This window comes from Caldanaerobius fijiensis DSM 17918, from assembly GCF_900129075.1.
GTDB lineage: Bacteria > Bacillota > Thermoanaerobacteria > Thermoanaerobacterales > Caldanaerobiaceae > Caldanaerobius > Caldanaerobius fijiensis.
Genome location: NZ_FQVH01000019.1, coordinates 1 through 12,944 on the forward strand (window position 1 = coordinate 1; position 12,944 = coordinate 12,944).

Below are 12,944 nucleotides of genomic sequence, written 5' to 3' on the forward strand. Positions count from 1 at the left end.
AAAATGATGAGTTCCAAAGGTGTCCTTTCCATAACTGTTTTTGTAATTCAGGATGCCTTATAAACAATTTTCTTGCACTTATTCCTTTAAGCATTTTGACAATATACGATGGTGCTATTTGTGGATGTGCTGATGCAAATATGTGAACATGATCTGGCATTATTTCCATAGTTGCTATAGTGAAGCCTTTTTCTCCGGCAATTTCAAGGAATAAGCTTTTTAATTCTTCTTGTAAATTATCGTCCAGGACCTCCTTTCTATATTTTGTTGACCAAACTATGTGGTAATTGACGTTATATACGCAAGTTCTTGCATGAATAAGATTATTTTAATAAATTAGAGAGGATTCCCCGCCAGCTTCTCCTAAAATTAAACCTTTGAAAATTGCTCTTATCATATACCATAAAAAGACTATTCTTTCCTTTATAGGAGAAGATAAGAGAAAACCAATATCTCCCTCTCCTAAAACAATGCCTGGCTGCTTTTAATGAACTGTATAAAGAAGCAATAACTCCTAAAAGCATTTTGTTACCTCCAAGAATAAGTCTTCTAATGTACCTCCAGGACCGGCTTTTTCCATAACCTCTTCAAGAGTCCCTTCATAGACGAGCTTCCCCAAGTCCATATTAAGTTTTTCAGGTTCGTCATGAAGGGCTTACTTAAGCCAATAAATATCTACAGAGAAAAAAGTAAATAAAATAGGAGGTAAATAACTATTTTATTTACCTCCCCTAAATATACCATTTTTTGCTCCTGTAGCTATAAGAGCTATAAATATGCTATAATAACATCTATAAAAAGCAAGGGGTGTTAAAGTTGAAATGGATTTTTTACATAGGCGCAATTCTGGTGGGTATCGCATTAGGCTTTCAATCGCCAATGAATTCGGCACTGGGAAAATTGACAAATCCCAAAAACTCCGCTGTTTTGAATAATCTTTTAGGGCTTGCAATCCTCGTCCTGATAAGCACATCTGACGGCAGCATAAGGCAGTTTGGCTCTTTATTTAAAGCACCTATTTACCTCCTGTTAGGAGGAGTGCTGGGCGCCACCATCGTATACCTCTCTATAGTGGTCATACCTGTTATAGGCGCTGCCACCTTTGCATCCATTATAGTTACAGTCCAGATGGTCGTCACCATCTTCATTGACCACTATGGACTTTTTGGTTTACCCAAAACCCCTGTTAACTGGTATCGCATAATAGGTGTAATATTTATGTTAATTGGCATAAGGCTTATCAAGAGATTTTAACTACTTCTCCCGTTTCCCCTGCCTTGAGGACGGCAAGTGCTATCTTAAGTGCCTCAAAGCCTTCTTCCCCACCGACTGCAGGCTTTTTATCCTGTATTATGCAGTTTACAAAGTGCCTTAATTCTTCCTCGTACATGCGAGTCTTTTCGTACTGAACTGCAATTACTTCACGGTTTGCCTTGCTTATATACAACGCGCCGTGTTTTTCGTCATCGACCACCAATGGATCTTTAGCGGGATTATTAAATAATATCGCACCTTCAGGACCTATTATGTCGTGCATATAACACCCGTGAGAACCGCGAGGAAGCCCCCATGACCAGTGCAGGACGCTTTTATTGCCGGACTCAAAATACAGGATAACTGTACCGGTATCAAAAGCGGTTGTATTGGAGCGTAAACGGTGCAAATCTGCCTTTACCTCTTTTACTTCACCAAACATGTACCTGCCAAAGTCATAATTATGTACCGCTCCGTCCATAAAAGGACCTCCACCAAGGTCTTTGTCAAAAAACCACGGCGTCGGCGCACCTTCGCCAGCAGTCATGTGCCTCCACACCATTGGCTTACCCACAGCATTTTGCTGAACCAGTTCCCTCAGTTTCAACCATTCTCCGTCAAAACGCCTGCAAAAACCGAGGCCCAGTTTGACACCAGCCTTGTCACACGCTTCTATCATGGCATCTGCGTCTTCCAGCTTCATTGCCATAGGCTTTTCACAGAACACGTGTTTACCCGCTTTAGCGGCTTTTATAGTAAGGTCGGCGTGCAGGTATGTGGGTATACATACACTTACTATGTCGATGTCATCCATTTTCAACATCTCATCATAGCTGGTAAGTCTTCTTGGAATATTGTAGTCCTGCTGGGCTTTCTTGGCTCTTTCTTCATCTAAATCGACAATACACGCTATCTCTACATCTTCAATATTTGAGTAAGCTTGAGCATGAACAGGTCCTATCTGTCCATAACCCACAATAGCCACCTTTAATTTTGGCATAAAAATTCCCCCTTCAAAACTCGTGATTATCTTAAACCTTGTCTAAAGTTAAGCAGAATCCCCGCCACTCAAGTGGCGGGGATTCTGCTTATCTTGGCTCATAGAATCCAGCATAAAGCCCATATACGCCAAAGTGATATCTGCATATGGTCTTTATGTCTTCTTCACTGGTCGGAAGTGGCATATTTCTGTTGTACTTCTGGATCTGATCCTCAAAGGGTATATTCTTTATCATCTTTGCATTGATCCAGAAGCCCGTGACGTTCTGATAAAAATCTACGCCAAAGGCGTTCTCGTTGGTTATCCATACAATATTTCCTGCCGCTCTTCTTACCTCCTCATCGCTCATGTAGAACATCTGCTTTATAGTTTGATCTATATCTACAGCCTTGCCATCTGGCCCTGGTAAAACCATCTTTAACTTACCATAGTCTGGACTCTTTTCATCCTCTACAGTCGGGAAGTTGCCAGCTTGTGATGGGAATCCCCAATAAAATGCTGATAATGGCCACCATGGATGGTTAAAGCCCCATGATACATCTATAAATTCAACTGACATATCATACGCATTTTTAGGCTTCTGAGCATTTGTGTAGTAGAGGCTGGGATCTACTGACATCAATTTTGTGGGCAAACCAAATTTGCTCATCTGCTCGGCCGCTACCTCCGCCGCATTGGCAAAGGGCGCACCAGAGGCAACACCTATTACAAAATTATACAGCTTGCCGTTTTTGTCCCTCCACTTGCCGTCAGAGCCTTTGGTCCAACCCGCAGCCTTTAACAGCTCTTCAGCCTTTGCGGGATCATATGTGTACTTCGTCATCTTATCCCTTATGTCCTGTGGCACCCATTTTTCTACCATGTTAAGCGGCATACCAGTTAACGATACATCCCCAACCTTGCCGAAATAATTACCTACATCCTTTATCTTTTCTCTATCCAAAGTATAGACAATAGCCTTTCTTACATTTACATCATTAAACGGGGGTTTCTGTATGTTATAGACAAAGCCGGGATCAGCCGGGTCAGGCACCTGATAGTGCACCAGGTCTTTATTGCCAGCGAGTATGCTATCCAGAATATCTTTTGCCGGCGTAAAGTCGGCCCAATCGATCTGTCCTGTCTTTAACATCGCCAGCGATCCTGAAGCATCTGTCTGTTTGGCAGTTATCATGTCAAATTTTTGCTTGCTCTTGTCCCAGTAATATGGATTTTTAACCATCACCATATCCGAAGCCGTAACCGTCTTGACCATGTAAGGCCCTGTCATTATTGGCAATTTGGGATTTTCTTTTAAGAAATCCTGCCAGTTCTTAGCAATTTCGTCAGAAACATTTTTGTCATAATATAATCCAAAAGCGCCTTTTTTGTTAGGATCATTGGTAGGCTGACCTTTCTTTAAAAGCTCTGCCGCTTTATCGACATACTTGCCGTATATGTGATATGGTATCTGGGCCTGCTGGTCCTGAGCAATCAAAAGAATTTTTAACCTATCTTCCGGTGCCGGCGTTGCCCACTTAAACACTACAGTATAGTCATCAGGCGTATCAATACCCGTCAAATACCTCAAGATAAAGGCACCGTTGTTAAGCATATAATAGGCCCATACATCTTTACTGGTAAAAGGCTGACCATCATTCCACTTGACATTTTTCCTTATATGAACAATAGTTTCATTTCCCTTTTGCTCGTAAGACTCCGCCAGCTGGTTAATGAGCTCGTCAGTGACCCTCACAAACTTAAAAAGTCCTTCGGGCATCACGAACACAGGAGGTGCACCTATACCGCCGTTTGCAAAGGGATTACCCTGATACAGAGGCGGCTTTGGCCACCAGCCTACGCCTGCAAATCTGAATACCTTCTTTTTATTTACCTGCGGACCACTGCTGGATGTGCTCTTAGGAGCATTTTTCTTTGTATTATTCGAAGTTGAAGTGCTTTTACTCCCACAACCGGTTAGTACTATTGATATGATCATTAGAAGAGCAACGAAATAGCTTACCAACCTTTTAACCTTCATATTCAATTTTCTCTCCCCCTAAATCTTTAAACTGTAAACGCTTGCCACGACCTTAACCAAACTATCAGAAAACCATGTCTATGTCATACACCTCCCCCTCTTAACCTATTATATAATATTCTACATAAAAATGAAAATTCCTTCTTCTTTGTTGACTTTTTAAAATATTTTTTCTTAAATTTTTGACCTGGTTGGCAATAGCTTTATCAAACTTTATCAGTACAGGTTTATTTTCAGTATAGGTTTTATTTACATATGTAGTAGGGGTTTATTAACATACAATTGATTCCGATGTATGGCCTGTTATATATATGAAGGAGGTAAATAAATACAAAAGGCCATACATCGGAGTTTTTTATAAGCTCAGTATTGTATCAAGATGTCTTGACGTATCATAAACAAGCAATTCAGGATTTACCCTATATGGGGACAGCTCTGCCGTCAGGTAGCTTTTGTATCCCACTTTTTTCAGTGAAGCCATCACCCTGGGCCAGTTTACATCGCCCTGAAGCAGGTTTTTAAAACCGTGGATGTTTCCAATAGATGTATCAAAGTCCTTTACATGCACCCTTACTATGTAATCTGAAAGCACCTCAATCCAGTACTCAGGGTAGGAAAACGCCAGCACATTACCTACATCAAAATAAGCTCTTACATAAGGGCTACCTATTTCATCAATAAAATTTCTCATCTCAATAGGACTTAGAAGAAACTTATTCCACACATTTTCTATTCCTATATATACGCGATTCTCTTCTGCTTTTTGCCTCAATTTTTTAAAAGCTTCCAATGATCTCATATAGGCGTCTTTGTACGACACCTTTTCATTTACCACACCTGGCACCACCAGAATGGCATCGGTATTCAATAAAACAGCAGCATCGATCATGCGCTTTACGATGTCCATACCCTTATTCCTGGTAGCCTCATCTTCACTGGTAAGTGAATACTTCCACAGAAGGGAGGTGGATACACTGGATACAGGAATACCTGTGTCCTTACAAAAACCGTATATCTCCTGTATCTCTCTTTCAGTCGCATTTATAGTTAAATTTGGCTCTTTGTCAGCGCCTTCCAGATCCGCTTCAGACATATTGAGTTCAATACCGTCATAACCCGCCTCTTTTGCCATTTCTATGCACTGTTTTACAGTAAAATTTGCCGGAAAACACCATGCGTTAATCCCCTTTTTCACACTCATCACCACCTTACCGGTTGGCCTTTTTGGGCCGAATCATATGCCATCAATGCCACTTTCAGCGCAAATAATCCGTCTTCACCCGTTACAGGGGGCTCGCCATCCTCCTGTATACATCTGACAAAGTCCCTCAACATGAGGTAGTTCATGTCGTCTCCCCAATCAACGTACCTGCTGTACCTCATGTCATTGCTGTACAAAAATCCGTGCTGGGCAAAGGCATCAACATTGATGGTGCCTTTTGTGCCTATAATCTCCATGGTCACATCGCCCCACGTAGGATAAGACTCCGGTCTGGACCAGGACGTATCAAGGGTAGCATAGACCCCATTCTCAAACTCCATGCTCAAAAGGCCGCAATCTTCAACAGGTATATCGTGTAAAAGGGTACCTATTTTGGCGTAGACCTCTTTGATATCTGACTTTAACATCCAGTGCATGAGGTCAGCCACATGAACGGTATGATCCATTACCGCGCCACCGCCAGACAATTTCTTATCTATAAACCACCCGCCAGGCATAGAACCGTGATTAGTACCGTTAATAGCTACTATATCTCCAATCCTGCCGCTATCAATTATTTCCTTGGCGCGGGCTACCGCAGGAACATATCTTACCGGGAAAGCCACCATAAGCTTCACGCCGTTTTCTTTGCACTTATCTATCATAAGTCGAGCATCTTCTATTGAAGTTGCGATGGGCTTCTCCACAATCACATGTTTTTTGGCTTCAGCAGCATCCACCGTCATTGCAGCGTGTTTAGCGTTGGCGGAGCACACTATAACCACATCTATGTCTTCCTTAAGAAGATCATGATAATCTTTATAATACCTTATACCGTATCTCTGGGCAAATTCAACTCCTCTTATCTGGTCCTCTTCAGCAATACCCAAAACCTCCACATCCTGTAGCCTTTTAAGAGCAGCCACATAACCCGCGGCATGCATGTGTTCACAGCTTAATATACCGAATCTCAAGCCCATTTAACACACCTCCTGTGGCTTTACAGGCTTACCCGTCCTTATAGATTCCAGCGCAGCCAAAGCGATATTTAAAGATTCCAGCGCCTCAATACCTGAGATAGGCGGTTCCTCATCTTTTTCTACGCTTCTCAGAAATTCCTTTATTTCCAACACGTATGGATTAGACTGTGGATCCAATGGACTTTCAGGTATAGCAACCGTTTTTTCACCTTTTTCATCACTAGACGCTACCATAACATTGAGGGGCGCTGCCTTGGTGCTATCGTACTCTATAATGCCTCTGGTTCCCGCGACCTCCAATTTGGTAACAAAAGGAGCTCCTTCAGGCCTAGACCAATCTGCCACCACATGGGCAATGACGCCATTATAAAACTCTATTGTCACAAGATCGTACTCCAGATACGGTGTTCGCTTAAATACATTACCTTTAGCGTATACCTCTTTTACAGGACCAAAACACCATTTGAGAAAATCTATGTCGTGTATGGCCATATCCTGAATTGCGCCACCGCTTTTTTCAGGGATGCCGTACCACTCCCTGGCTCGTGCTGGATGAGACCCTCCCCTGTAGGTCCTCACCATTCTGGGCATCCCGATTCGACCGCTTTCCATTATCTGTTTTGCACTTATGTACTCTGGAAAATACCTCAACACATGGGCGATCATAAATTTAACTCCAGCGCGCTTTGTAGCGTCGATCATCTTTTTGCCCTCTTCCATTGAAATAGCCATAGGTTTTTCACATAAAACATGCTTTTTTGCCTCTGCAGCCTTTAAGGTATACTCACAGTGAAGATACGTAGGCAGGCATATGTCTACTACATCCACATCATCCCGCTCTAAAATCTTATCGCCATGGTCTAATGCCGCCGCCCCAAACATCTTTGCAATCCTCTCTGCCCTCTCTGGAACAATATCTGCCACAGCGACCACTTTTGCCTCAGGTATATTTTGATAGCAATATGAGTGCATACCTGCGATGCCGCCTGCGCCAATGATGCCTACTCTGAGCATATGAATCCCCCTTTGCTCTCAATATCGTTTTCCCTGGGTCATATCATACGTACCAATTTTATTGTAACCGTATCATATCAGAATGTCAATACAATGAAACTATATATAAAATCAGTGGCAATGAAACAAAACATATAGTGGTCGTAGCTAATACACCCATAGAAGCAAAGCGATAATTCTTGCTATATTGTTTTGCCACTATAGCAGAACTCAACATAGTTGGAAGCGCAGCTTCCAAAATCACTATTCGCTTTATCTCCGCAGTCAAAGGAATAATACTCACCATCGCTATAGCGATAAGAGGTGATACTATCAATTTGACCAAAGCAGCAGCCGCTATCGAGCCACCCACCTTCTCTTCTTTTACATTTATATATGCCATATTCATGCCTATAAACATCATAGCAAGAGGTACAGTTATGTTTCCCACCATCTGAGCAGTTTTGACTATAAATACCGGAATTTTTATGCCGATAAGAACAATTGCGATGGCAATAAAAAGTGAAACCATAGGCGGATTGACCAAATTTTTGAGGTTTTTTACACTTACCCTTTCGTTGGTCAAAAGCCATATGCCAAACGTCCAGAAAAGGGTAGTATGCCCCAGATCATATAATATAACCGTTAATATGCTCTTCTGTCCGAAAAGAGCCATATTCACGGGTATTCCTAAAAACGTGGTATTGCTAAATATTGAAATAACATAAAACACCGATTGTTTATCCACAGGCACATGAAACGCCTTTAACGCGAAGATACTTACCACAAATGTTAAAAGAGGAACAAGTATACCGATGAGCGGTATAAAGTAATTGGTCTTTAAAAGGTCAGGCGAATAGGTAGAATACATGCTATAAAATATCAGTGCTGGTGTGGTTATAAGTATTATAAGATCCGCTATCATCTTAAAGTGGCTTTCATCTACAATACTCTTTTTAACTGTAAAAAAACCTAACGCAATTATTATAAATATCTCCCCAAGGATTTCTGCTATTTTAAAAATATACATAATGGCTCCTCTCTTAACATCAGGATATCTCTTTATCGCAACTTATCAAGAGGCCTTTATACTTTTCATTTAAAAACTGCCTGAAAATGTAATAGTAAGGAGGACATTACAGTCTATCTACTTCAATGTCCCCCTCTTTTAAGCTACAATACTATCTCTTTACCTAATCTTGCTGATTCATATATGCCGTTTAATATTTTCTGGATCTGTAGTCCATCTTCACCTGTGGCTATAGGTGTCCTGTTCTCCCTTATACAGGTCAAAAACTCTTTTATTTCATTATAGAAGGGATCTTCACGATCTACTACAGGCGTCGAATCGATCAGATAATTTTCCTGTTCGTCGTATATGACAAATGGCGAAAGGCTGGCACCTGCTTTGGTACCAAATATCTCGCTGTTCATGCTTTCCTTATTGTTCAATGCCCAGCTGACCGATACCTGCATCGTAGCTCCGTTTTCAAACCTGATAAAAGCACAGGCAGAATCTTCGGTATCAAACGTATCGTCAGGATCAAAGGCGTGCCATCTGCCTACACCTTTTGTCTTGTAATCTCCGATCTTATCATAAACAGCCGCACTTACTGTTACAGGCTTTGGCTTGCCCATGAGATACCACGTCAGATCTATGACATGTACTCCTATGTCTATGACAGGTCCACCGCCTGACTTTGCCTTGTTGGTAAACCAACCCGTAGGCGTTCCCCTTCTTCTTTCGTAAGTCGCCTTTGCAAAGTATATCTCTCCGAATCTACCCTTTTCTGCAAACTCTTTTATAACCTTGCTATCTGCTCTAAACCTGTTGACAAAACCGATCTGCAGTATGCGGTTATTGGCCTTTGCCGCTTTTATCATGGCTTCAGCCTCTTCCGGATTCATAGCCATAGGCTTTTCGCACAGCACGTGCTTGCCTGCGTTTAAAGCCGCAATTGTAGCTGCCGCATGAGCGTTGTTCCACGTACATACGCTTACAGCATCTACATCAGACAGCTTGACCAGATCGTTGAAATCAGTAAATGCATACTTCATGCCGTATTTTTCTTTTACCTCATTGGCTCTCTTCTCATTGATATCGCAAACAGCCACCAGCTCCACATCGTCTTGTTTTAAATATGCAGGTATGTGGGCATTCTGACATATATTACCCGCACCTATAAGTCCTATCCTTATTTTCTCCGTCATATTCGTTCCTCCCCTTTTATATCAAAACTTTTTAATTGATCTCTATCACAATTAAACTTCGTTCCATATCCTCCTGGCATTATCCAAAGCTATTTTACAGGCTTTTCGGCATTCTTCCATACCTTCAAATTCAATAGAAATATATCCATCGTATCCGTAATCTTTTATGGCCTTTATCACATTCCACATATCGATATCTCCATGGCCTACAATAGCACCTCTTAAGAAATTGCCGTTAGCCGTCTGGAACCATCCTTCTCCAGGATTTTTGTAAAAAGGCCTGTAGTAAAAATCCTTCAAGTGAATCATCGAAGTATACGGAAGGTTTTTCTTTACGGCAACAACAGGGTCTTCATCTACACACAGGAAATTGCCTATGTCCAATGTGGTCTTATAGTTAGGCCTATTCACCGCATGTATAAGCCTCTGCACCCTCTCGCTGCCCTGAATAAAGAAGCCATGGTTTTCTACACTGGTGGTTATACCGTATTGGGCAGCGTAGTCAGCAATCCTCCTGCAAGCTTCGGCCAGTTTGGGTAAGTCCTCATCCAGTTGTTTTACCGTAGCTTCAGATACAGGCCTCCACGCCACATCATGCCTCATCAATTTGACACCAAGGCGGTGAGCGATGTCCACTTCCCCCATAACCCTTTTGATCTCGTTCTCATAGTCTTCCTGTGTCTTCTGAATGAAATTAGCCCCTATGGCGTAATTAGATATCTCTATACCCACATCATCGGCCTTTTTTCGAATAGCGTCTATTAAACCAGGATTTTTAGATAAGTCAAAGCCAAAGGGTGCGATCTCTACATGCTCGCCCCCATTGTCGGCAATCCACTGGATGACATCCAGCACATCCATCTCATTGTTGTAAATAGCCTGAGACAAACTATATGTACTCAACCCTATTTTCACGTAAAACACCCCCTTCAATTTATATTATGATATAACCAATCACATCTATTGTATCAGCCTTTTCTGCTAAATGCAAGCATATCGCAAAAAAGTGGCAAGGCTTTTGCGCAAACTCTTTGTAAAAAACAAGTAAAAGTAAAAAGCAAAGAGCTATTAAACCAATAGCCCTTTGCTTTTTTAGATTATCAGTTAGGCATCCATCCCTGCATGATCATCATTATTGTGTTATTGCAGAAACCGAAGTTAGTCTCTGCTATCCTTTCGATGTCCTCTGGGTCAGTGGGCAGCGGCATATCCCTGTTGTACTTCTGAATCTGGTCTTGCATCGGCCAGCCCTTTGCCATCTTGGTGGTCCTCATGTTAAACCACGTACCTGTCACGTTCTGGAACCAGTCAAGACCAAAGGCGTTCTCGTTGGCTATCCATACCAGGTCGCTGGCTGCTTTCTTGACCTCGTCTTCGCTCATGTAGAGCATCTGGTTCAAGACCTTGTCTACGTCCACAGGCTTGCCATCAGGCCCTGGCAATACCATGTTGAGTTTGCCCTTGTTCGGACCACTCTGTATCCTCGGGAAATTACCAGCATTGCTCGGGAAGCCCCAGTAGAAGTTAGACAGTGGCCACCATGGATAGTTGTAACCCCATGTAACGTCTATCCACTCTGCCGACATGTCATAGTCATGCTTGTCCTGTGCAGCAGCATAGTAGATAGATCAATCAACAGCTCTCAACTTCGTCGGCATACCGAACTTAGTAAGCTGCTCTGCACAGATCTCTGCCGAGTTAGCATTGGGAGCCCAACCGCTGTTAGCACCTATAACGAAGTTGTACTGCTTGCCGTTCTTGTCCCTCCATATGCCGTCAGAACCTTTGCTCCAGCCTATCTCCTTCAAAAGCTCTTCTGCTTTGGCCGGATCATATGAGAACTTGGTCATCTTATCTTTGACCTCGGGCAATACCCACTGATCAACAAAGGACTCTGGCATGCCCATTACAGAATAACCTATAGACTCTTTTCCGTAGTAGTTACCTACTTCCCTTATCTTTTTCTTGTCAAACGTGTATATCAAAGCCCTTCTGAACTTCACATCGTTGAAAGGTGGCTTCTGGATGTTGAAAATAAATCCCATAGATGCTGGGTCAAACATCCTGTAGTGTAACAGGTCCTTGTTTGCCGCCAGTATTGACTCTAATATATCCCTGGCCTGTGTACCGTCGAACCTGTCCAGCTGCCCTGCTTTGAGCATAGCATACTGACCTGCTGCATCCGGCACCTGCTTTGCTATTACCTTCTCAAAGGTTATCTTGTCTGCATTCCAGTAGTCAGGTCTCTTCTCAAGTATCATATCCGATGCTGTAACGTTAACGACCTTGTATGGTCCTGTGCCTATTGGGAATTTGGGATTCTCTTTTGTAAAGTCCTGCCAGTTCTTGTCTAATGCGTTCCTTATATCCTGTGCCTTGGTAAAGTCGATACCAAAAGCTCCCCTCTTGTCAGGAGTATCAGCTTGTTTATCCATCGCCTGTTTTAAGAGCTCTGCTGCCTTATCTACATATTTGCCGTATATGTGATAAGGAATAGCACCCTGATTCGCCTGAGCAATCAAATAGGTTTTAACCTTGTCGCTGGGCTGTGGGTCGTTCCACACAAACACGACCGTATAATCATCCGGCGTCTCTATGCTCTTTAAGAATTTGCATATAAACTCGCCGTTATTCAAAGTGTAGTAAGCCCAGACGTCCTTACTTGTAAACGGTTGCCCATCTGTCCAAGTGACACCCTGTCTTATCTTTACAGTAGATTTATTTCCTTCATGTACAGGCATGTCTTCTGCCAACCATGGGTAGATCTTATCGGTGGACCTTATAAACCTGTAAAGACCTTCAATCATCCATCCCCATGCTTCGCCTATACCACCTGATGCAAACGGGTTGCCCTGGTATAGAGGCGGCTTGGGCCAACCACCGAGCACTCTCAGTATCTTTTGCTTATTGTATTTAGGACCTGTATCAGCGGTCTGCGTCGTCTTTTTCCCTCCACCTGAGGTTGAAGTTCCGGTAGTAGACGTCTTATTGGACTTACTGCATCCAGACAACAGTACGCCAACGATAAATAGAATAGCCAATCCCAGTGTTAACGCTTTTTTAAACTTCATAAAATTTACTCTCCCCCTCAAACCTTAATATAGTTTTTCATAGGTGATAAAAACAGATTAGAAACAGATTAGAAATAGATTAAACGAACATCTACTATCTCTTTTGTCACAATATCAAAACCTTTTCTCCTATCCCCTCCCCTAAATTAATTGATTATATTTGCAACTCTCATAAATGAGAGGCAAATAACAACGTTATCATATTGCATAAGCT

The 12,944-nt window shown here is 42.3% G+C and carries 12 protein-coding genes; 1 reads left to right on the forward strand and 11 read right to left on the reverse strand.

What is annotated here, in order from left to right; all coding sequences use genetic code 11:
* Positions 1-319: IS200/IS605 family transposase (tnpA, locus tag BUB87_RS15070; RefSeq protein ID WP_143156649.1), on the reverse strand; the 319-nt coding region annotated here is incomplete at its 3' end.
* 497 nt (positions 320-816) lie between these two features.
* On the opposite strand from tnpA, the gene BUB87_RS08500 reads away from it, so the two are divergent.
* Positions 817-1,254, forward strand: a complete 438-nt coding sequence (locus BUB87_RS08500) for a DMT family transporter (protein WP_073344092.1) — start codon at positions 817-819, stop codon at positions 1,252-1,254.
* On the opposite strand, the gene BUB87_RS08505 is transcribed toward BUB87_RS08500, so the two are convergent.
* The 10 genes from BUB87_RS08505 to BUB87_RS08550 all read right to left on the reverse strand — a co-directional run bounded on the left by BUB87_RS08505 (position 1,241) and on the right by BUB87_RS08550 (position 12,730).
* On the reverse strand, positions 1,241-2,254 hold the full coding sequence (locus tag BUB87_RS08505; RefSeq protein WP_073344095.1) for a Gfo/Idh/MocA family protein: 1,014 nt from the start codon (positions 2,252-2,254) through the stop codon (positions 1,241-1,243). The genes BUB87_RS08500 and BUB87_RS08505 overlap by 14 nt on opposite strands.
* Before the next feature lie 88 nt (positions 2,255-2,342).
* Positions 2,343-4,274, reverse strand: a complete 1,932-nt coding sequence (locus BUB87_RS08510) for an ABC transporter substrate-binding protein (RefSeq protein ID WP_234946000.1) — start codon at positions 4,272-4,274, stop codon at positions 2,343-2,345.
* Positions 4,275-4,629: 355 nt separating this feature from the next.
* Positions 4,630-5,469, reverse strand: a complete 840-nt coding sequence (locus BUB87_RS08515) for a sugar phosphate isomerase/epimerase family protein (RefSeq protein WP_200792787.1) — start codon at positions 5,467-5,469, stop codon at positions 4,630-4,632.
* A 5-nt stretch (positions 5,470-5,474) separates the two neighbouring features.
* Complete coding sequence (locus tag BUB87_RS08520) at positions 5,475-6,455, reverse strand: Gfo/Idh/MocA family protein (RefSeq protein ID WP_073344104.1); 981 nt, start codon at positions 6,453-6,455, stop codon at positions 5,475-5,477.
* The gene (locus tag BUB87_RS08525; RefSeq protein ID WP_073344107.1) at positions 6,456-7,469 is read right to left on the reverse strand and encodes a Gfo/Idh/MocA family protein; all 1,014 of its coding nucleotides are present in this window, start codon (positions 7,467-7,469) and stop codon (positions 6,456-6,458) included.
* Between the two features lie 85 nt (positions 7,470-7,554).
* Complete coding sequence (locus BUB87_RS08530) at positions 7,555-8,478, reverse strand: AEC family transporter (protein ID WP_073344110.1); 924 nt, start codon at positions 8,476-8,478, stop codon at positions 7,555-7,557.
* A 143-nt stretch (positions 8,479-8,621) separates the two neighbouring features.
* The gene (locus BUB87_RS08535) at positions 8,622-9,659 is read right to left on the reverse strand and encodes a Gfo/Idh/MocA family protein (protein WP_073344113.1); all 1,038 of its coding nucleotides are present in this window, start codon (positions 9,657-9,659) and stop codon (positions 8,622-8,624) included.
* A gap of 51 nt (positions 9,660-9,710) precedes the next feature.
* Entirely contained in the window at positions 9,711-10,574 is an 864-nt protein-coding gene (locus BUB87_RS08540; protein ID WP_073344116.1) for a sugar phosphate isomerase/epimerase family protein, read from the reverse strand.
* A 185-nt stretch (positions 10,575-10,759) separates the two neighbouring features.
* Positions 10,760-11,245: a hypothetical protein gene (locus BUB87_RS08545; RefSeq protein WP_073344118.1), complete on the reverse strand. Its 486-nt coding sequence runs from the start codon at positions 11,243-11,245 to the stop codon at positions 10,760-10,762.
* Positions 11,246-11,287: 42 nt separating this feature from the next.
* A complete protein-coding gene (locus BUB87_RS08550; RefSeq protein WP_073344121.1) occupies positions 11,288-12,730 on the reverse strand; it encodes an ABC transporter substrate-binding protein in 1,443 nt (480 codons plus the stop codon).
* Positions 12,731-12,944 lie beyond the last annotated feature (214 nt).